This window comes from Bordetella flabilis, assembly GCF_001676725.1.
GTDB lineage: Bacteria > Pseudomonadota > Gammaproteobacteria > Burkholderiales > Burkholderiaceae_B > Bordetella_C > Bordetella_C flabilis.
This window is the reverse complement of sequence record NZ_CP016172.1, coordinates 5,259,171-5,278,586: the sequence shown is the minus strand read 5'-3', so window position 1 is coordinate 5,278,586 and position 19,416 is coordinate 5,259,171. Positions and strand designations below refer to the sequence as shown.

At 62.8% G+C, this 19,416-nt stretch carries 18 protein-coding genes and 1 tRNA gene; 10 read left to right on the top strand and 9 right to left on the bottom strand.

Annotated features, from left to right (window positions below):
• Positions 1–181 precede the first annotated feature (181 nt).
• The 4 genes from BAU07_RS23510 (at position 182) to BAU07_RS23495 (ending at position 4,195) form a co-directional block, all read left to right on the top strand.
• A tRNA-Arg gene (locus BAU07_RS23510) sits at positions 182–256 on the top strand.
• A 546-nt stretch (positions 257–802) separates the two neighbouring features.
• Positions 803–1,804, top strand: a complete 1,002-nt coding sequence (locus tag BAU07_RS23505; protein ID WP_066663208.1) for a Bug family tripartite tricarboxylate transporter substrate binding protein — start codon at positions 803–805, stop codon at positions 1,802–1,804.
• Between the two features lie 363 nt (positions 1,805–2,167).
• Positions 2,168–3,169, top strand: a complete 1,002-nt coding sequence (locus BAU07_RS23500; protein WP_066663205.1) for a Bug family tripartite tricarboxylate transporter substrate binding protein — start codon at positions 2,168–2,170, stop codon at positions 3,167–3,169.
• A gap of 327 nt (positions 3,170–3,496) precedes the next feature.
• Positions 3,497–4,195, top strand: coding sequence for a potassium channel family protein (locus BAU07_RS23495; protein WP_066663202.1), 699 nt, complete (start codon positions 3,497–3,499; stop codon positions 4,193–4,195).
• 148 nt (positions 4,196–4,343) lie between these two features.
• Here BAU07_RS23495 and BAU07_RS23490 read toward each other — a convergent pair whose 3' ends face one another.
• Genes BAU07_RS23490 through BAU07_RS23460 form a run of 7 tightly spaced genes read right to left on the bottom strand, consistent with a single transcriptional unit; the run spans position 4,344 to position 11,802 of the window.
• On the bottom strand, positions 4,344–5,045 hold the full coding sequence (locus BAU07_RS23490) for an isochorismatase family protein (RefSeq protein WP_066663199.1): 702 nt from the start codon (positions 5,043–5,045) through the stop codon (positions 4,344–4,346).
• A gap of 4 nt (positions 5,046–5,049) precedes the next feature.
• Entirely contained in the window at positions 5,050–6,270 is a 1,221-nt protein-coding gene (locus BAU07_RS23485) for an FAD-dependent oxidoreductase (protein ID WP_066663196.1), read from the bottom strand.
• A gap of 8 nt (positions 6,271–6,278) precedes the next feature.
• Positions 6,279–6,779: a (2Fe-2S)-binding protein gene (locus tag BAU07_RS23480; protein WP_066663193.1), complete on the bottom strand. Its 501-nt coding sequence runs from the start codon at positions 6,777–6,779 to the stop codon at positions 6,279–6,281.
• A complete protein-coding gene (locus tag BAU07_RS23475; protein ID WP_066663190.1) occupies positions 6,776–7,639 on the bottom strand; it encodes an FAD binding domain-containing protein in 864 nt (287 codons plus the stop codon). The genes BAU07_RS23480 and BAU07_RS23475 overlap by 4 nt, the downstream gene beginning before the upstream one ends.
• On the bottom strand, positions 7,639–8,505 hold the full coding sequence (locus BAU07_RS23470) for a CoxG family protein (protein WP_066663187.1): 867 nt from the start codon (positions 8,503–8,505) through the stop codon (positions 7,639–7,641). Before BAU07_RS23470 ends, BAU07_RS23475 begins: the two co-directional genes overlap by 1 nt.
• Positions 8,506–8,515: 10 nt before the next feature.
• Positions 8,516–10,813, bottom strand: coding sequence for a xanthine dehydrogenase family protein molybdopterin-binding subunit (locus tag BAU07_RS23465; protein ID WP_084025948.1), 2,298 nt, complete (start codon positions 10,811–10,813; stop codon positions 8,516–8,518).
• A 14-nt stretch (positions 10,814–10,827) separates the two neighbouring features.
• Positions 10,828–11,802, bottom strand: a complete 975-nt coding sequence (locus BAU07_RS23460; RefSeq protein WP_066663184.1) for a Bug family tripartite tricarboxylate transporter substrate binding protein — start codon at positions 11,800–11,802, stop codon at positions 10,828–10,830.
• Positions 11,803–11,941: 139 nt separating this feature from the next.
• On the opposite strand from BAU07_RS23460, the gene BAU07_RS23455 reads away from it, so the two are divergent.
• Entirely contained in the window at positions 11,942–12,709 is a 768-nt protein-coding gene (locus tag BAU07_RS23455; protein ID WP_066663181.1) for an IclR family transcriptional regulator, read from the top strand.
• A 33-nt stretch (positions 12,710–12,742) separates the two neighbouring features.
• Here BAU07_RS23455 and BAU07_RS23450 read toward each other — a convergent pair whose 3' ends face one another.
• Entirely contained in the window at positions 12,743–13,786 is a 1,044-nt protein-coding gene (locus tag BAU07_RS23450) for a 2,5-dihydroxypyridine 5,6-dioxygenase NicX family protein (protein WP_198168839.1), read from the bottom strand.
• A gap of 60 nt (positions 13,787–13,846) precedes the next feature.
• A complete protein-coding gene (locus BAU07_RS23445; RefSeq protein ID WP_066663178.1) occupies positions 13,847–14,674 on the bottom strand; it encodes an alpha/beta fold hydrolase in 828 nt (275 codons plus the stop codon).
• 551 nt (positions 14,675–15,225) lie between these two features.
• Between BAU07_RS23445 and BAU07_RS23440 the strand changes: the two genes are divergently transcribed.
• From BAU07_RS23440 to BAU07_RS23420, 5 genes are read left to right on the top strand one after another with little or no spacing between them, the layout of a single operon-like run.
• On the top strand, positions 15,226–15,897 hold the full coding sequence (locus BAU07_RS23440) for an RraA family protein (RefSeq protein WP_066663175.1): 672 nt from the start codon (positions 15,226–15,228) through the stop codon (positions 15,895–15,897).
• A gap of 10 nt (positions 15,898–15,907) precedes the next feature.
• On the top strand, positions 15,908–17,134 hold the full coding sequence (locus BAU07_RS23435) for an aminotransferase class I/II-fold pyridoxal phosphate-dependent enzyme (RefSeq protein ID WP_066663167.1): 1,227 nt from the start codon (positions 15,908–15,910) through the stop codon (positions 17,132–17,134).
• 17 nt (positions 17,135–17,151) lie between these two features.
• On the top strand, positions 17,152–17,982 hold the full coding sequence (locus BAU07_RS23430) for an ABC transporter substrate-binding protein (RefSeq protein WP_066663164.1): 831 nt from the start codon (positions 17,152–17,154) through the stop codon (positions 17,980–17,982).
• Positions 17,983–18,009: 27 nt separating this feature from the next.
• Positions 18,010–18,714, top strand: a complete 705-nt coding sequence (locus BAU07_RS23425; RefSeq protein ID WP_066663161.1) for an amino acid ABC transporter permease — start codon at positions 18,010–18,012, stop codon at positions 18,712–18,714.
• A 6-nt stretch (positions 18,715–18,720) separates the two neighbouring features.
• The gene (locus tag BAU07_RS23420; RefSeq protein WP_066663158.1) at positions 18,721–19,413 is read left to right on the top strand and encodes an amino acid ABC transporter permease; all 693 of its coding nucleotides are present in this window, start codon (positions 18,721–18,723) and stop codon (positions 19,411–19,413) included.
• Positions 19,414–19,416: the final 3 nt, after the last annotated feature.

The following is a 19,416-nucleotide window of genomic DNA, read 5'->3' as shown; positions in this document are numbered from 1 at the left end:
TGAGCGGTGACGTGCGATCAGGCGGCAATCGGGAGCGGGTAGATCGGACAAGGCGCTCATCGCCCGCCCGTGTAGCTGAGCTGGGCTGGCATGCCGTAATGTTGCTCCGACGGGGTCGCGGCAGAGCGCCCGGAGCGGCGCCAAGCATGGAATCGTGATTTCGGTACAATACTGCCTCTTCGCGCCCGTAGTTCAATGGATAGAATGAGAGTTTCCGAAGCTCTTGATACAGGTTCGATTCCTGTCGGGCGCGCCAAGAATCACTGGGTCAGGCGTGGCGTGTGGCCATCGCGTGACCGGCAACGGATAGCTCTATCTCCTTGAACAGCAGCTCCGTCAGCTAGGCGGGTGGCCGCGAGTGGCGGCACCTGATTCTTCGCACCCCACCGTTACCAGCCATCGCCCCGAAGGCCTGCGCGTGCCACGTGCGCGCCAGGTACGAGCCAAGCGCGAGTGTTTTAGCGGCATGGAGTCTCGCTTCGCTCCCTCACTTTTACACGTCCGCTTGTGCTCGATGCTTGTGGCGCCGCGCCGCTTCCGTTGCCCCATCCGGTGGCGACGCTGCACGACGAGCGCGATATCGCGCCAATCTCTTCGCCGCATGCGCTCTCAGCGCAGGTCGGATCGCGCAACGTTCCTTCAAGCATGCACCTTTGCAGCTATCGCGTGAGGGCGAGAGGGTCCGTTAATCGGGCCTTCTCATGCGCTTGCGCGGAACAGGTGCGCAGCCATCGTTACCGACCGCACTTCACGGTTTTTGCCATGCCATTGGTGATGCCGACAACACGAGAGCGGAGACGAGATGCATCTGTTTAAGCGAGACCTCACAGCCCTTATTCTGGCTAGTGCCACCTTGTCCTGGGGCGCGATGGCGTCTGACCAGGAAGCGGTATACCCGCAGCGGCCGGTTACGCTGGTGATTGGTTTCCCAGCTGGCGGTAATGCCGATGCGCTGGCCCGCCTTCTGGCTCGCTACATGGGGCCGCCACTCGGACAGAAAGTGATTGTCCAGTACAAGCCAGGTGCCGGCGGCAATATCGGCGCCGAATATGTCGCCCGCACGACGCCGGACGGCTACACGATCTTTCTTGGCGCACGCCCACACACCATACACAAAACGATGTATGGGCATATGAAGTATGACTTCTCACGCGACCTGGTTCCCGTCGGTTTGGTAGCGACGGTACCGTTCATCATGGTGACCGGCACGCATACCCCGATTGCTACCGTGCAAGATGTTGTCAGAATAGCCCGAACGTATCCTGGCGTTCTGAGGTGTGCGTCTTCCGGGGTGGGGACGACCTCTCATCTGCTTTGCGAGCTGCTACAGCAGGAACTGGATATAGACATCGAGCATGTGCCGTACAACGGTGGTGCGCAGCCGTTGATAGACGTGATGGGCGGTCGTATAGACATATACATTTCGACCGTTGCGGAAGCGCAGCCGCACATACAGGCCGGCAAACTCAGGCCGGTAGTCGCAATGTCTTCCGTGCGGATATCGGCAATGCCGTCTGTGCCTACGCTGGACGAGGCCGGCGTGTCGGAACTGTCAGGGCTTGAGCTTGGAGGCTGGAGCGGCCTGCTCGTGCCGGCCGGCACGCCACCTCATGTGATCGCAAAACTCAATCAATCAATCAACGCGGCCTTGCTGGACCCTAATCTGCACGATGCTATGGCGCAACTGTCCTTTGCTACTCCACGGCAACCCAATACGCCGATGGCGTTCAAGGCGCTGATCGTCGAAGAGACCGAACGTTGGAATGGCGTTCTGCGGATGCGCAATATCAAGCCGCTGCACTGACCGCTGGTGGTGCCGACGTCCATCACGGGATGGCGCATTGGGCCCCGGCGGGCGTACTACCTTGAACGAGCATCGCCCTACGGCTTGGATCGACCCACGTTGGTCTTCCCGCCGTCCAACCCGAGTGTCCAAAGGACGCAGGATAAGGATTCTACGGATCGCACGGATACAGTCTCATCTCGGATCGAAACACATCGCCTTCCTGGCCAAGGCGTCTGTCTTTGCTCCTATCGGCTGACGCCAAGAGGATCCTAGCCCGCAGTTTCATGCTCGCGCGGAACAGGTTCCCAACCACGGTTACCGACCGCACTTCACGGCGGTTGCCATGCCCTTGGTGACACCGATAACACGAGAGCGAGACGAATGAACCTGTTTAAGCGAGACCTCACGGCCCTTGTCCTGGCCGGTACTACGTTGTCTTGGGGCGCGATGGCGGCTGATCAGGAGGCGGTCTACCCACAACGCCCGGTTACTCTGGTGATTGGTTTTCCAGCTGGCGGTAGTGCCGATGCCCTCGCCCGCCTTCTTGCTCGCCACATGGGGGAAGCATTAGGGCAGAGAATGATTGTCCAGCACAAACCCGGTGCAAGCGGCAACATCGGCGCCGAATATGTCGCGCGCGCAGCGCCGGACGGCTACACGATCCTTCTAGGGGCAAGGCCACATACCATCCACAAAACGATGTATGGGCACATGAAGTATGACTTTTCACGGGATCTGGTTCCTGTGGGTCTGGTCGCCACGGTACCATTTGTCATGGTGACGGGTACGCATACGCCGATCGCGACAATCCAGGATGTTGCGAGAATTGCGAGAACTTATCCAGGCGTTCTGAGGTGCGCGTCTGCTGGGATGGGTACAACGCCGCACCTGCTTTGCGAATTGCTACAACAGGAAATGGGTATCGAAATTGAGCATGTGCCGTACAACGGCGGGGGACAGGCGTTGATGGACGTAATGGGTGGTCGAATAGACATATATATAGGCACCGTTGCCGCGGCGTTACCCCACATCCAGGCGAATAGACTAAGGCCGATCGTCGCAATGTCTCCAGCACGGATCCAGACAATCCCTTCTGTGCCGACGCTCGATGAAGCTGGCGTGTCGGAATTGTCTGGCCTGGACCTTGGCGATTGGGGCGGCCTGTTGGCGCCGGCCGGAACGCCACCTCATGTGATCGCAAAACTTAATCGTTCAATCAACGCTGCCTTGATGGACCCACAGTTGCACGATGCAATGGCGCAACTTTCCTTCGCTACGCCGCGGCAACCCAACACGCCGATGGCATTCAAGGCGCTGATCGTCGAAGAGACCGAACGGTGGAATGGCGTTCTGCGAATGCGCAATATCAAGCCGCTTCACTGAACCGCCGGCCATGCCGACGCCCATCACCGGATGGCGCGGTCGGCTCCCGTCGGCGCAATATCTCAAACCAGCTTTGCCCTATGGCTTGACTCGGTTCACTCCTATCTTCCTGCGGGACTCGGTGGGGCCGCGAAGGAGCGCCAGCAACACGTTTCCGCCCGTGCCCGCAGGTTGACACGTCGGCGGGACTCGATGTTCAGCGCGCCATCCAAAAGGCGCTGTCCGGCCCGCATACCGGCGCGCCATTGCAAAAGCTAGGCTGTCCTTGCACCCTCGCTGAGGGTAAGCTGCACGCATTCCGGACTCGGACCGAAGCGGGAGAACCACATGCCACATTCAAGACGATGGCTGGAACATGCCGCCGCGCTGCGCCTGGGCAGTATGACGACCTTGCTCTTCGTCCTGGTGCTGAGCGTGTTCGTTGCGCCGGTCGCGGTGCCGCCGGACTCCGGCGCGGGCCAGATCGTCGAAGACATTCTTATCTCCCTGATCCTGGTCAGCGGGGCGATCGCCGTGTCCGACCGGCGCTTGGCGTTCATCCCGCTGACTCTGGTGGCCGTGGTGGTAATCGCCGTGCGTTGGGCGGGCTGGTTTTTGCCCTCCGGGTCGGCGGAACTGCGCGCCGTCGCCTTGCTCTTCGCGCTGTTGATGCTGGCCCTGGTGATCAGCGCGAAGGTGTTCGGCAAGGGCGCCAAGGTGCGCGATCGCTTGTGGGGCGCGATCGCGCTCTACATGCTGCTCGGCATTATCTGGGCCGCAGCCTATGAAATCGTCGGCCTGCGCGATTCCGGCGCCTATACCGGCCTGGACGGGCACGGACACAGCAGCCGTGCATATCCGTGGGTGTGGATCTACTTCAGTTTCTCCACCCTGACCACCGTGGGGTATGGCGACATCACGCCAGTGGCGCGGGTAGCCCGATCGCTGTCCAACCTCGAAGCATTGATCGGCCAGCTTTATCCGGCCATCGTCCTGGCGCGGCTGGTTTCCTTGCCGGCGGAAGATACGAAATCGGACGAGGAATAGGGTGCGATCCGCTCGGGTCAAGACCGCGATCGCACCGATGTATCGGTGCGGGGCCGGGATGGCCGGACGTCGCCGCGGGCAGGGCCTATGGGTACACAGGCCGTGGCGGCGGCTGTCCTTCCTGCAGTAGCGCTCGCGCTGACGAAGGCTAACGCATAGCCTGCAACAGTTCTACCAGTTCGGCGGCGGGCATCACGTCCGCATACTTGCTGGCCATGTCGAACAGGTTCACCGCGTGGGATACCTGCGAGCGATCGTAGACGGCATCCTGTGGCACCACCACCTTGTAGTTCAGCGCGCAGGCATCGACGACCGTGGCCCGGACGCAGCCGCTGGTCGTGCAGCCCGTCACCACCACCGTGTCCACACCCAGCCCGACCAGGTAGCTCGCCAGCGCGGTGCCATGGAACGCGCTGGCCTGGTGCTTGGGTATCTGGATGTCGCCTTCCTGCGGCCGCACTTCCTGGACGAAATCGTAGTCAGGCGCGGATACGTCCATGACTCCGGGGACCTTGGCTTCGAACTGGCCACGATCATGCGAGCGCTTGGGCGCCACGTGCGGGTAGAGGACGGGGGCGCCGATTCTGCGGAACGCCGCCAGCAGATGCGCGATATGGGGCACCGCCCGCCAACCGTATTCGCCGCAGCTTGTCGACATGGTCTCGATGGCTTTCTCGATAGGCATGGGCTCGTAGCCCATCGACCGGTATTGCACATCGATGACCAGCAGGACGGGCCGCCGGCCGATTCCGGTCGGTGTTCCCCAACCCGCCTTGCGGTAGATCTCCAGTTCGCTGTCAGGGATGATCCCATCCCAGGGACGCGCGCGTTTTCCAAGAACCTCGGTCATGATGTCAGATCTCCACGGACGTCGCGTCGTACTGCAGCAGCCAGTCGTAGCGTTCGCGGACGGCTTCGGTGGACCATTGCTCGTTGATGTAGGGCCATGCGGTTTCGCTATTGCCAAGCTCGGGGCTATGGAAGATGCCGAACATGTTCAGGGATTCGGCCTTGGTGCGATTCGCGCGTTCCACGCGGGCGCGGTCGTAGCGCTTCAGCGCCTGGGGAATGTCGCCGGGGTCTTGCTCCAGGCAGCGCGCCAGGACGTAGGCGTCTTCCATCGTCAGGTTCACGCCCATGCCCAGATACGGCGTCATGGAATGGCAGGCGTCGCCAACCAGGGTGACCTGTCCCTGGGACCAGGTTTCGAGCGGATCCCGCACGAACAGGCCCCACCGGAACAGATTCTCCGATCCAACAAACAAATCGATGATGTCCTGATGCCAGCCTTCGAAGTCCTTCAGCGCGTCGGCCAGATCGCCTTTCTCCGACCAGGATTCGGTGTGCCATGTGTCGCTGTCGACCTGCGCGGAGAAGCTGACGAAGAACTCGCCATTGCGCTGGACGGGGTAGGTCGTGACGTGCGCGGTCGGCCCTACCCAGGTGGAGGCCAAGGGTTCGCGGTGCTGGGGCTTCAGCTTGGTCATGGGCGCCAGGCCGCGCCAGGCGAGGGCGCCGGTATAGCGCGCCGGCGCAGGGCCGAACATGGACTGGCGGACGCGGGAGTGCGCGCCGTCGCAGCCGACGACCACGTCGCCTTCGATATGGCGGCCGTCATCGAGCAGCAAACGCGCGCGGCCATCGACCGTTTCGGCGCCCACCGAGCGGACGCCGAAATGCACGGCGTCGGGCTTGAGCGCAACAACGGCTTCGTACAGCACGCGCTGCAGTTCTGCGCGCAGCACCTGGATCAGCGTATGGTCGGCCTTCGATGCCGTGTCGCCGCGGTTGTAGACCGATTTCCCTTCGCCGGTTTTCCAGTAGCGGATCAGGCGATCCTGCGGAGGCAGGTTGATCGCTTCGAGCTTTTCCTTCAGGTCCAGCGCCGCCATGACCCGGGCGCCATTGGCCGAGATCCACAAGCCCGCGCCCACTTCGCGCAGCTCCGGCGATTGTTCGTAGATGTCGACGTCAAAACCTTTCTTCAGCAGCGCGAGCGCAAGCGTCAAGCCTCCCATCCCGGCACCCGCGATGATCACGTGCGTTCGAGGTCGGTTGTTCTTGGAGTCGGACATGGGTTCTCCTATTGGTAATTGGATGGGTTATGGATGAGGTCCATGACGGCCTCAAGAATCTTTACGTAGCCGGTGCATCTGCAGATATTGCCGCGCAGATAGTGGCGCACGGTCTCCTCCGATGGCTTGTCGTGGCGCGCCAGCATCGCCTTGACCGCCAGGATCATGCCGGGCGTGCAGAAGCCGCACTGCAGGGCGCCATGTGCAATGAAAGCGCGCTGGACGGGGTCCAGGCGTTTGCCGTCGGCCAGCCCTTCGATGGTGGTGACTTCGCGCTCATGCGCGTCCGCGCACAGCGTCGTGCAGCTGGAGGTCGGATTGCCGTCCACCAGCACCGTGCAGGCGCCGCAGACCTGCACGTCGCAGGAACGCTTGGTGCCCTTGAGCTGCAGCCGATCGCGCAGCACGTCGATCAACATTTCGCAAGGCTCGACTTCAACGGAGGTAGCCGTGCCGTTGACCTTGAGATCCACGCGCATCATGGGAAATTCGGATTCGCTATGGTTCATGGCAGGCACGCCTTGATGGCCCGTTCGGCAAGAACGGAAACCAGATGTCGTTTGTAATCGGCGCCCCCGTGCAGATCGTCATGGGCGTCGATGGCTACCGCGTCAGCCGCGACCGCATCCCGCAGACGCGTCCATATTTCTTCGGCAGGAAGTTCCGCAGCCAGGTCCTCGGCGGCCTCTTCGGCACGGGCCAGGCGGACAGGGCTGGCGGATATCGCGCCCGCCCACAGGCTGAGCCGTTGCGCGTTATCGGTCGACCAGACGGCCGCGACTCCGACGGCTGGCCGCTCGGTATGGCCGAAGGACCGATAGGCCGATCGCGTGCCGGTCGATTGCGGCGCGACTTCTATGGAAGCCAGGACCTCGTCGTCCTCGCGAGCGGTCGCGAACTCGCCCAGATGGAAATCCCGGGACGGCACCTCCCTCTGACCCCCTGGGCCGAGCAGGACCACCCAGGCGTCCAAAGCGCACAGCATGGTCGGCGCGTCGGCGTGCGGTTCGGCGAAGCACAGTACGCCGCCCAGCGTGCCCGCGATCCGAACGCGGATGTTGGCCACATGCTCGCTGAGCTCGGCATATCCCGGCAGCGAGTCGCGGATGATCGGGTCGTTCGCAATGGTGTCGTGCGATGTCAGCGACCCTATCGATATCGTGCCGTCGTCTCTCAGGCGGACACCCTTGAGCGCGGCGATCTGCTTCAGGTCGATGACATGCTCGTAGCGCAGCACGTGGGCTTTGAGGGCGACAAGAAGCTCGGTGCCGCCGGCATGGAATGTCGCGGCATCGCCATGCGCGGCTTTCAGCCTGATTGCTTCGTCCAGGTCCTTCGGCCGATGCAGGAAGAATTTCTTGGGCCGCATCAGCTACCCCGCTTGCCCAGGCTGGCGGCCACGCCCAGCAAGGGAGCGGCGAGCCACCACCACGGCGACTCCCCGAAGGCGACGGCGCCATGCGCGACGCCGATGGCCACAGCGACGTTGATGCCCAGGCGCGGCCAGAGGAAGACCAGTTCGGTTACGCCGCTCCTGGGGCTGCCCGCGGCCGGCGCCGTATGAGGAGGCGGCAATCGTTCCGCGGAGGGGCGCTGTGGGGGTATTCCGGCGTGACCACGCATGTCGGCGGCATCCCCGGTGGATCCCGGCGCCACGCCGCGCGGCGGGATGGGTTGCGCTTCCGATGGTGAGGCCGATGCTGTTCCCAGGGCTGTGCTTGGGGTGCCAGCCGGGGTCGTGGACGCACTACCCACCGTCGCGGACTGACTGCCGTCCAGATGCGCCAGCTCCGAGCGCAGGCGCGCCTCGAATTCTGCGAACAATTGCTCCGACCGCTTGCGCACGATCGGATAGCCCAGGGACGCCAGGCGCCCGGCCACCTGCATACTGGCGCTGACGTCCAGCTTGCACAGCACGTCATCGCCATCGCGTTGCTCATCGAGATTGACCACCATCCGGACATCGATGGTGGTGCCGGTCGCCTTATCGGTACCTATCGCCTTGAGCGACACCTGCCGTTCGATCTCGTAGGAATCGATGTCGATGCGGGTAGGCACTTCAAGCTTGAACGGACCGATCTTCTGCCTCATGACGGCGGAAAAGGTTTTGAGCTTCTCCACCTCCACGACGTTCTCGCAGCCGGGGATAAGGGTGGCCACCCGCTTTACGTCGAAAAAGATGGCCCACAGTTGCGAGGCGGTCGCGGGCAATAGCGCATCAATTCTGAAGTCCATGGCGTCGGTGTTATTTGTTGGTCAGGTTCTTGTCTCTCAACGCGCGCCAGACGCGTTCCGGGGTCAGCGGCAGCTCTTTCAGCCGGATGCCCCATCTCTGGAACAGGGCATTGGCCACGGCGGGCGCCACAGGCAGGATCGCTCCTTCGCCGCCCCCGCGTGCGCCGAACGGGCCGGGCCCGTCGCCGCTTTCTATCAAGGTAGTGCCGACGTGGTCGGGAACTTCCTCCATCGTCGGAACCTTGTAATCAAACAAAGTCCCGTTCACGACCTGGCCGTCCTCGTAGAGGTATTCCTCCGACAGCGTGTGCCCCAGGCCCATCACCATGGCCCCTTCGTCCTGGCCTTCGGCGGCCTTGGGGTTGATCACATGGCCAAGATCGGCGGCGCCTGCTGCGCGCAGGATGCGGATGGCGCCGGTGCCTTCGTCGACCGCGATCTCGAACGCGCCAGCGCCGGTTTCCCAGAACAGGGGCTGGAGCTTGAAAGCGCCGTCCCTGGTGTTCGGGTTGACGCGGCCCACGCCCAGGAACTCGCCGGCGGCCATGCCGTTGAAGCGCCGCAGCAGCTCCATGAAGGCGATCGAGCCATCCGGCCCTTCGACGGCCCCCTCCACCAGCTTGTAGTCATCCGGCGATCCGCCCAGCACCTGCGCGGCGGTCTCGCGGACCTGGCGCAGAATGTCTTCGCAGGCCAGTTGCACGGCCAGACCGATGATGACGGTCGAGCGGCTGGCGCCGGTGCCCCAATCGTAGGGGGCCTGCAAAGTGTCCGGCTGCGCGACGGCGATCATCCTGAGCGGCTGGTCGAGCATCCTGGAGGCGATGATGCGCAGAACGCCGCGGCTGCCTTGCCCGATCTCGACCGTATTTGCCGAGACGTTGACCGAGCCGTCTGCGCGCAGGCGGACGATGGCGCCACCGATGGGCATGATCCCTGGGTCCGTCGCGCCGACGGCCACGCCCAGTCCCCGGCGCCCTTCGTATTTGGGCTGCGGCAGGTTTTTCAGCGTATCGAGGGCCGCGCGCAGCGAGCGTCGCATATCGACGTCGATGGGCCGCAGGTCATGTTTCAGCGTCTGGCCTTTCTCCGCCAGGTTCAGCATGCGGAACTCGATGGGGTCCTGGCCCATGGCATCGGCGATGATGTCCATCTGCGACTCGGTGGCCCATACGGCCTGCGGACCGCCGATCGAGCGGAAGGCCGCGCCGGGCACGGTATTCGTGTAGACGCCTATGGCTTCGAGTCGAAGATTGGGTATGTGATAAGGCCCGATCGCGCGGATCGCAGCCTTGACCGCGATGGCCGGCCCGGTATCCGCGTAGGCGCCGCCGTTCACCACCGCGCGCACCGCCTTGGCGACTATCCTGCCGCTTTGGTCGACGGCGGTCTTCAGCGTTACTTCGGCGTCCAGGCGACGGCATGTGAGCATGGACTCGGCGATCGTCAGGCAGACGCGGACAGGCGCGCGCGCTTTCCACGACAGCGCCGCGACCAGCGGGTCGATCTTCACCGACGCCTTGCCGCCAAAGCCGCCGCCGACATAAGGGGAGTGCACGCGTACGCAGGCCAGGGGCACGCCCAGTACTTCCGAACACACGCGCTGGATGGCGGTGGGCGTTTGGCCGCCGCTCCATAGCTCCAGGGAGTTCGGCTTCCAGTGCGCGACGCAGACGTGCGGTTCCATCGCGTAGTGGAAAACCATCGGAAAGGTGAAGGTGTCCTCGAAAATCTTTACATCGCTCTGGAAGACCTTATCGACGTCGCCGCTTTCATAGGACCACCGCTGAAACTGATTGGTCCCCGGCACCGGCGTGCAATGACCCTTGAAGTAATAGTCCTTGAGGACATCCATCTCTTCGTGGACCAGCGCCGCGCCTTCCCCCAGTGCCTCCTGGACGGTCGTCGAATGCGGCAGCGTCTCGTAGGCCACGACGATGGCGTCGACGGCCGCCTCCGCGGTGGCTTCGTCGATCGCCGCCACCGCGGCGACGGGGTCGCCCACATAACGCACCTTGTCCAGCGCGATCACAGGACGATCGCGCAGCGACAATCCCCAGCGGATCTCGGTACCGGGCAGATCCTTCAGGTCATCGCCCGTCAGGATGGCCACGACGCCCGGGATGGCGAGCGCCGCGCTCACGTCCAGCCTCGCGATGCGTGCATGCGGCACCGTGCTGCGCAGGATCTTTCCGTGCAGCATGTTCGGTACCGCCACGTCGCTGGCGTAGGTCGCCGCGCCGGTGACCTTTTCCAGATAGTCTGCGCGCGGCTCGGTACTGAGTGAGAACTGGGGCTTGGGATGCATGGAAGGGTCCCCGTTTAGTCTTCGAGCGAGATCTTCGAGCGCGTGATGACGTCCTTCCACAGAGCGGTTTCTTCCGCTTGCCGCTTCACGAGGGCCTGGGGCGTGCTGGAGGCGGGCTCGACGCCGACAGCGCCCAGCCGTTCCTTCACTTCCTTCGACGCCATTGTCTTCGCGATTTGCGGGACCAGCTTGTCGATGACGTTCTGGGGGACGCCTTTGGGCGCGTACAGGGCGAACCAGGTGACGGCTTCGAAGCCCGGCAGCACGGTTTCGCCCAGGGTCGGAACGTCGGGCAGGGCTTCCGATCGCTTCGTTGTCGTGACGGCCAGGGCTTTCAGCTTCCCCGACTTGATGTACGACAATACCGCGGGTCCTTGCTCGATCGCCATGACGACGCGTTCGGCGATCAGGTCCACGACCATCGGCGAACTGCCCTTGTACTGCACCGGGAAAACATCGATGCCTGCACGTTGTTTGAAGAGCTCCATGAATACGTGCTGCGAGGTGCCGGTACCCGCCGATCCGTAACCGTACTTCCCGGGATTCTTTTTAAGGAAATCGAGCAGTTCCTGGATCGTATTGACCGGCAGCGTGGACGGCACGACGACGTACGAAGGGTTGAAGCCCAGGATGGAGACCGGCTCGATCTTCTGATAGACGCCGTCCATCCGCTTGCTCAACAGCGGCAGCACCGAGAACATCGACGAGGCGCCGATAAGCATGGTGTAGCCGTCGGCCGGCATCCGCGACACGTAGTCCGCGCCGATGATCCCCGATGCGCCCGCGCGGTTGTCCACCACCACGGACTGGCCCAGCTCGCCCAGGCCGGCGGCGACGGAGCGCGCGTACAGGTCGGTGGCGCCGCCTGGCGGGTAGGGCGCCACGATGGTGATCGGCTTGCTTGGATACGTATCGGCTTGGGCCGTGCTCATCAGGCAAATGCCGCATGCCAGGCCGGCCAGGAGCTTTTTCCATCCTGAGTGGTTCATCGTTGATTTCCCCTTGGAAGTTGTCCGGACGCGTCGCCGGCGCAATGCCGCCTGTGCGTCCGTTCTGACTAGAAGAACTGTATTCTGCAGAACGGTACGCTACAATGTCAACTAGGACATGCACTAGATCAGGCGAAAAATGTCGGAAGAACCGGAAAGCGACACAAAGGCGGGTGGCGTCGCGGCGGTGGAACGAGCGATCGCGATACTCAACGCCTTCCGCGCGGGAGACAGTTCGCTATCGCTGAACGAGCTCGCGCGGCGAACCAAGATGTACAAAAGCACCATCCTGCGTTTGCTGACGACCTTGGTTCAGGAACACTGCATCGTGCGGCTGGACGACGGCAGCTATCAGCTGGGGTCGATGCTCTTGCATTGGGGCGGGCTTTATCAGTCGGCCCTGCGTCTGGACGACCATGTGCCGCCTATCCTGCGCCGCCTGGTGCAGGAGACCGAAGAAGGCGCTTCTTTTTTCACACGCGAAGGCGATCACCGCGTTTGTCTTTTCCGGGTGGATTCGCCCCGGTCGATACGTGACCATATCCGGACGGGAGACCTGGTGCCGCTCGATAAGGGCGCCGCCGGACGGGTGCTTACCGCGTTCGATCCCACGATGACTCCGCCGTCGAGGACGCCGGAGCAGCCTTACATCATTACGGTGGGCGAACGGGAACCGGATATCGCCGCGATTGCCGCGCCTGTGTTCGGCCCGCAGAAGAATTTGCGCGGAGCCTTGGCCCTGTCCGGGCCGGCCGCACGGTTTTCGGTGGAGTTGCTGCCTTCGATGTCCGCGCGCCTGTTGGCGGCCGCGGCCGATCTTACGCGTCGGCTGGGCGGCGATGCTTCGATATTCGAGAGCTGGCACGCCAAGAGCAGGCCAGCGGCGTTGGGGGAAGCAGCGGGCTAGGGCGATATCGCCCCCCGTTGCGCGGCGCGCGGTTCAAGCATGACGATCGACGCGCATTTCGGGATGGACGACATCGCCATCCTTCAGGATCTGCGTATCGTCCAGCCAAAGGCTGCATAGGCGCATCGGCAGGTCCAGGTGGCATGCCGTGTCGTTATCCCCGCCGACTTCCAGGTTCGGCCCCAGCGAGAAAAGCACATTGCCATAGAAGGCCAGCGCGTTCATGACGTGCTCCGACGGCAATTGCCGCGTTACCGCGAACTGGTACCAGCGTGCTTTCTCGTTCAGTCCCCAGCCTATGTGCGAGACCGCATAGGCCCGATCGTCATCGAAGCTTTTGATGTAGCTGTCGATGAGATGCGCGTCCACGCCGGCGCCGGATATGTCGACCACATTCCCGTCCTTGATCTTCAAGGTGACCGGCGTTTCCACGTATTTTTTGAAGGCGCAAAGGATATCGCCCGGCTGCAGGACGACAGTGCCGTTTACGCCGCCATCGTTGCCCTGCGTAAAGGAAAATCCCGACGGAAAGTGGTCCCACCGGCCGGCTTCATGGGTGTAGCCGTATTCGGAGATCACCGGATACTGGCCCAACTGGTAAGTGACGTCGGTGCCGGCGGCGGAGGTGAACCGCAGCTGCTTCGCTTGTTCCATGATGCCCTTGGCATATTCGACGCGCCGCCGCAAATCTTCCGTGGGGAACATCTGCTTCAGGACATGAAAGGGCTCCATCACACGAAGGATGCGCACGCCGGCAGCCTGGATTTCCGCCTGTTCGCGCGAAAACAGCAGCCCGACCATATCGATCACCATGTCGGCTGACTTCAGTGTGCGCATGGCAAGTTCATTGCCGACCAGCGGATGGCGGCCTTGCACGCCCACGGCATTTCGCTGCTCCCGGCGTACGTTCAGATTGAAGGTCTTCGCGCCCAGGCTCTGGGCCGCCGCCATGAAGGCATAGGCGTTCTCCTGCCATTCATCCTCGGCGGTCAATACGACAACCGTCTCGCCGGCCTTGACGCCACATAGCGCCATCTCTTTCGTGAACAGCTCCAGCACTTCCGCATCGAGTTTCAATCGCGATCCCCTTCTATGGTCGGACGATGTCGGGCATGCGTCGCCCGGCGGCTCAGGGTGTCAGGTGGGCGCTCTGCCCAGGTTCTTGATATGCGCGGACAGAATGCCGCCCAATGCCTGCTTGAATGCTTCGAAGTTCTCAGCTTGCATCTGGTGGCCGACGCCGGGCAATCGGGTCGCGTGCAGGTCGCTGCGCAACTGCTTCATTTCGGCGATGTCGTCGTCGGAGACGACACCGCCGTTGCCGGCGCAAAGCAGGAAGAGTGGTTCCTTGATTTGCGCGAGATCGGCGAAGATGTCCTGGCCGTCGAAATCGTCGTAGGCCACGTGTACCGCGCGTTCGTCGCACGTGGACAGCCATTCCGCACGCAACTGCCGCAGGTCTTCCGGCCATGGGGCGACGCTGCTGCGTTGTATTGCTTGCAGGCCGTCGCCCCTGTGTGCTGCGCGCAGCAGGTCCAGGGTCCTTGCCTTGGGGACAGGATAGGCTCGCCGCCCAGGGCCGCTGGTGGGCGGGTCCACCAGCAGCAGCCCGCCGAACACCCCCGGCGCCGACGCCGCCGCACGCAACGCGATCCGTCCGCCCATGGAGTGGCCCAGCACGATGGGTCGATCGATGTTCAACGCCTCGATGAACGCAGTCACATCCTGGGCGCATGCGTCGACGCCGTAGTCGAGATGCGGCCCGGCCTCGCTGAGTCCGCGGCCTCGGACATCGAGCACGTAGCAGTCATGGCCAGGAGCCAGCCAATCGCCGACGTGGCGCCAGAGGATGGCGGGACTGACAATGCCCGGGACGATCAGCACGGCAGGGCCGGCACCCCCAAAGTGCAGGTAGTGCTGGCGGATGCCGTTCGCGCGTATGTGTGCGCCTGTTCCCTGAATCACGCTTTGTCCTTTGCGGGTCTTGCCTGCGGGTGAGCGGTTCTACTGCGGAAGCCATGACTTCACGCGCGCCGCTGTCGTTTTGTTGGGCAGAACTGCATTCTATCAAACAGAAACCATGCGTCAATTGAAGACTATGCAGCATCATGGGTCGATCCCTCGCGGGACCTGCGCAGGACCCCGGCCCGGCTCCGCTGCGGCGCGGTGGAGGACCAGCGCCTGCGTGACGATGCCGTAAGTTGGCGATATCCCGTCATCGTTGAGGCGCGGCAGGTTCCCTTTCAGCGGCAGTCAGCAGATATGGGGATTTTCCCTTGGTCGGGCCGCGGTTTTGCCCCTTCAAGGTAGAACGACTGGCATAAGCCCGGAGCAGACCCACCAATCCGCAAGCTGCTGTAAGTGCCTGCCAGCGTGGTGTTTTTCTCGGGCGGAAGAGGTAATGCATGGTGCAGTGGACCCCTTCTTATTCCCTCGGGGAATGAAACCCGAAGCCTTAAATTCCCTTTTTGCGTGTTGGCGTTTTCTGCATGATGGCCGCTTCTGGAGCCCTTACCATGCAGAACTCTTCATCCTTCACCCTCAATGCGGCACCGCCGGTGCTACCGGCGGAACTGGCAGCTGCGTTGCACTCGATCGTCACCCCGCATCTCAGCGACAACCTCCATCGCCAGCACGGCGTGGTGGGCCTGCGCCGCTACAACCGACGTGGCAAGCTGGTTGGCTCGGCGCTCACGGTCAAGACGCGGCCGGGCGATAACCTGTTCATCTATAAAGCCATGACGCTGCTGCAGCCAGGCCACGTGCTGGTGGTCGATGCCGGCGGCGACGTGGGCAATGCCTGCGTGGGCGAAATCATGAAGCGCTATCTGCAGCAGCGCGGTTGCGCGGGCCTGATCGTCGATGGCGCAGTCCGCGACGTCGCGGCATTCGAAAACGACGATTTCCCTTGTTATGCGCGAGGCCATGTGCACCGCGGTCCGTACAAGGATGGTCCCGGCGAGGTCAACGTGCCGGTCAGCATCGGCGGGCAGGTGATCCAGCCGGGCGATGTCATCGTGGCCGATGAAGATGGCATCGTGTCCTTCCCGGTCGGTCAGGCACACGCCTTGGTCGAGAAGGCGCGGGCCCACGCCGCCAAGGAAGAAAGGATTATGGCCGAGATCGCGGCGGGCGCAGAGCGACAGAGCTGGCTGCATCCCGTGCTCGAAGCGAAGAATCTGCTGTAAGCCTGCGAATATGAGCACCACTTCCCATTCCACGTCGCCCAACCTCCTGGCGAAGCGCATGGCCGCCATCAAGCCTTCACCGAGCATGGCGGCGAAGTTCAAGGTCGACACGTTGCGGCGTGAAGGGCGGACGATTATCGACTTCACCATCGGTGAGCCGGACGTAAGTACGCCGGCGCACATCGCCCGGGCCGGTGTCGCCGCGATCGAAAGCGGATCGGTGAAGTACACCGCGTCCTCCGGGATCCCCGAGCTTCTGGCGGCGGTTCAGCAGAAATACCGGCGTGAAAACCGCCTTTCCTTCGAATTGGATCAACTCGTGGCCGGTACGGGCGCCAAGCAGCTGATCTTCTCGGCGCTGCAGGCAACGCTCGATCCAGGCGATGAAGTCATCATTCCTACGCCGTACTGGGTTTCTTATCCCGACATGGTGCTGCTCAATGACGGCGAGCCGATTATTCTGCCCACCACCGAGGCACGGGGTTTCAAGATCAGCCCGGACGCGCTCGAGGCGGCGATCACGCCGCGCACCAAGTGGCTGCTGCTGAACGCTCCCAATAATCCATCGGGGTCCGTATACAGCGAAACCGAGCTGGCCGCGCTGTTGGCCGTGCTGGAGCGCCATCCGCACGTGCTCTTGATGGTGGACGAAATCTACGAGCACTTTTGCTACGGTACACCGTACGTTTCCGTGCTGAACGTGAATCCGGCCCTGGCGCCGCGCGTACTGCTGGTCAATGGCGTTTCAAAGGCCTATGCGATGACAGGCTGGCGGCTCGGCTATGCGGCCGGTCCCGTCTGGCTCGTCAAGGCGATGTCCACGCTGATCTCGCAATCCACGTCCTGCGCCAGCCAGATCTCGCAAGTGGCGGCCGCCACCGCGCTTTCGGCCGACCAGCAGTGCGTGGCCGACATCATCGCCCTGTACAGGGAACGCCGTGACCTGATTGCCGGCCTGCTCGACGGGATTCCCTTCATGTCCTGCCCCCGGCCCGCCGGCGCCTTTTACGTGTTCCCCAATATCCAGGGTTTTATCGGCAAGCGCACGCCCGGGGGCAAGACCATCGGGAATGACCTGGATTTCGTGCATTACCTGCTGGACGCCGCGGGCGTCGCCGTGCTGGACGGCACCGCCTACGGCAATCCCGGCCACATCCGCCTGAGTTTCGCCACCGATGTGGACACCATACGTCGCGGTTGCGAAGAAATCTCGCTGGCATGCGGCCAACTCAACTAACGTTCACGGAGAGAACCATGAGCCTCAAGACAATTCTGAAGTGCGTGCCGTTGCTGGCGGCATTGAGCGCGAGCGGCGTGGCGCACGCCGACGCGCTGGCTGACGTCAAGGCGCGTGGCACGCTGGTGTGCGGCACGCTGGGCACTTCCGAGCCGTTCAGTTTCCAGGACCCGAAGACTCGCCAGGTCGTGGGCTACGAAGTGGATCTATGCAGGAAGGTCGCCGAGCATCTGGGCGTCAAGCTGGAGATCAAGATGATCGCCGTCGCCGCCCGCATTCCGGAATTGGCCGGCGGCCGCGTGGACGTGGTGGCCGCCAACCTGGGATGGACACCGGAGCGAGCGCAGCAAATCGACTACAGCTACCAGCACTACGTCAGTCCGCAGAAGATCCTGATCCGGCGTGACGATGCGGCAACGCTGGCCACGCCGGCCGATCTGGCCGACAAGCGCGTCAGCGCGGTATCGGGATCGTCGTCCGAAGCGGGTGCGAAGAAACTGATCCCCGGCGTGACGACGGTGACCTTCAAGGATCCGCCCACCGCTTTCATGGCCCTGCAGCAAAAGAAGGTCTCCGGCTTCGTCGGCTCGGAACTGATGTTGCTGAAGTTCAAGCAGGATGCCGAGAGCTCGCCGGTGAAGCTCGACATTATCGAGAAACCGCTGTTCGTGGAGCCCTGGGGGATCGGCTTGCGCAAGGGCGAAGATGGGCTGCGTAAGGAAGTGAACCAGGTACTGTCCCAACTGGAGACGTCCGGTGAGCTGCAGGTGATATACGACCGCTGGTTCGGCCCGGATACCAAGTTCCCGAGCAAGCGCGTGTTCAAGGTTGAAGAAATAAAGGATTGACCCCCGTGAGGGGGCGGGTAGCCCGTTATGAAATACACATTCGATTTTGGTGCGTTATTCGGTAACGGCTACCCGAGCCTGATACTGGCTGGGTTGTTCACGACCCTGCAAATGACTTTGCTGGCGTGGCTGCTGGCCTTCGCCCTGGGCAGTGTGCTGGCCGTGCTGCGCATGCTGAACATCCGGCCGTTGAATTACCTGATCGTCGTTTATGTGGCGTTCCATCGCAATGTGCCGATGCTGGTGCATATCCTGCTGTGGTACTTCGGGGTCGCCGCCATCATGCCGGCGGCGGTGAACGACGCCATCAACGCCATCGGGGGCGAGTTCTTCTACGCCACCATCGCGATCGGGTTGGTGACGGCGGCATATGTCAGCGAGGACCTGCGTAGCGCCATACGGGCGATTCCGCGCGGCCAGATGGAAGCATCGCGCAGCCTGGGCCTGAGCTACCTGCAGGCCATGCGCAAGGTCATTCTTCCCCAGGCGTTCAAGATCGCCATTCCACCGCTCACCAACCAGACGCTGTTGCTGTTCAAGAACACCAGTCTCGCCATGGCGATCGGGCTGATAGAACTGACCGGAGCCGGGCGCGAGATCGAATCCGCCACCTTCAAGACCTTCGAGGTCTACTCGGTGGTCACCGTCCTGTATCTGGCGATTTCGCTGCTGTTGATGGGTGCCGGCGCCTATCTCTCCCAACGGTCCACGTACGTGGCCAAGACTCGCTAAGTCGCCATGCTGGAAATCCTCTCCGATAACTGGCTGTTGCTGCTGGTGGGGCAATGGCCCAACGGCGCCTTGGGCGGGCTGGCGGCCACCATCCTGCTGGCGCTGGTCAGCCTGCTGTTCGCGTTCCCCGTCGGGCTGCTGCTTGCGCTGGGCCGCATCAGTTCGCACAGGATCTGCTATTGGCCTGCCACCGCCATCGTCTACGTGGCCCGCGGGCTGCCGCTCATCATGTTCATCTTCTGGGCGTACTTCTTCCTGCCCCTGGTGATCGGCGCTTCCATCAACGGTGTGGTCACCATGGCCGCGGCGCTGATCATTTACGAAGGCGCATACCTGTCCGAGATCATCCGCAGCGGCATTCAGGCGCTGCCCAAGGGCCAGATGGAGGCCGGACGCTCGCTGGGACTCAGCCATATGCAGACGATGCGCAAGATCGTGTTGCCGCAAGCCTTGTACAACACGATACCGAGCATACTGAGCCAGTTCATCTCCACCGTCAAAGAGACTTCACTGGGCTTCGTCATCAGCGTCCACGAACTTACTTTTGCCGCGGCCCAGGTCAACAACATGCTGCTGACCAAACCGTTCCAGGTCTTCACGCTTCTGGCGCTGACCTACTTCACGCTGAACCTGATCCTGACGGGCGTCGTCAAGCTCGTCGAAAACCGCATGCGCGGCACGCGCATCGTGGTGGCCTAGGTA

What these genes read in the sequence shown, in the direction of transcription:
- BAU07_RS23505 (WP_066663208.1), top strand. Translation starts at nt 803, where the DNA reads ATGCATCTGTTTAAGCGAGACCTCACAGCCCTTATTCTGGCTAGTGCC.
- BAU07_RS23500 (WP_066663205.1), top strand. Translation starts at nt 2,168, where the DNA reads ATGAACCTGTTTAAGCGAGACCTCACGGCCCTTGTCCTGGCCGGTACT.
- BAU07_RS23495 (WP_066663202.1), top strand. Translation starts at nt 3,497, where the DNA reads ATGCCACATTCAAGACGATGGCTGGAACATGCCGCCGCGCTGCGCCTG.
- BAU07_RS23490 (WP_066663199.1), bottom strand. Translation starts at nt 5,045, where the DNA reads ATGACCGAGGTTCTTGGAAAACGCGCGCGTCCCTGGGATGGGATCATC.
- BAU07_RS23485 (WP_066663196.1), bottom strand. Translation starts at nt 6,270, where the DNA reads ATGTCCGACTCCAAGAACAACCGACCTCGAACGCACGTGATCATCGCG.
- BAU07_RS23480 (WP_066663193.1), bottom strand. Translation starts at nt 6,779, where the DNA reads ATGAACCATAGCGAATCCGAATTTCCCATGATGCGCGTGGATCTCAAG.
- BAU07_RS23475 (WP_066663190.1), bottom strand. Translation starts at nt 7,639, where the DNA reads ATGCGGCCCAAGAAATTCTTCCTGCATCGGCCGAAGGACCTGGACGAA.
- BAU07_RS23470 (WP_066663187.1), bottom strand. Translation starts at nt 8,505, where the DNA reads ATGGACTTCAGAATTGATGCGCTATTGCCCGCGACCGCCTCGCAACTG.
- BAU07_RS23465 (WP_084025948.1), bottom strand. Translation starts at nt 10,813, where the DNA reads ATGCATCCCAAGCCCCAGTTCTCACTCAGTACCGAGCCGCGCGCAGAC.
- BAU07_RS23460 (WP_066663184.1), bottom strand. Translation starts at nt 11,802, where the DNA reads ATGAACCACTCAGGATGGAAAAAGCTCCTGGCCGGCCTGGCATGCGGC.
- BAU07_RS23455 (WP_066663181.1), top strand. Translation starts at nt 11,942, where the DNA reads ATGTCGGAAGAACCGGAAAGCGACACAAAGGCGGGTGGCGTCGCGGCG.
- BAU07_RS23440 (WP_066663175.1), top strand. Translation starts at nt 15,226, where the DNA reads ATGCAGAACTCTTCATCCTTCACCCTCAATGCGGCACCGCCGGTGCTA.
- BAU07_RS23435 (WP_066663167.1), top strand. Translation starts at nt 15,908, where the DNA reads ATGAGCACCACTTCCCATTCCACGTCGCCCAACCTCCTGGCGAAGCGC.
- BAU07_RS23430 (WP_066663164.1), top strand. Translation starts at nt 17,152, where the DNA reads ATGAGCCTCAAGACAATTCTGAAGTGCGTGCCGTTGCTGGCGGCATTG.
- BAU07_RS23425 (WP_066663161.1), top strand. Translation starts at nt 18,010, where the DNA reads ATGAAATACACATTCGATTTTGGTGCGTTATTCGGTAACGGCTACCCG.
- BAU07_RS23420 (WP_066663158.1), top strand. Translation starts at nt 18,721, where the DNA reads ATGCTGGAAATCCTCTCCGATAACTGGCTGTTGCTGCTGGTGGGGCAA.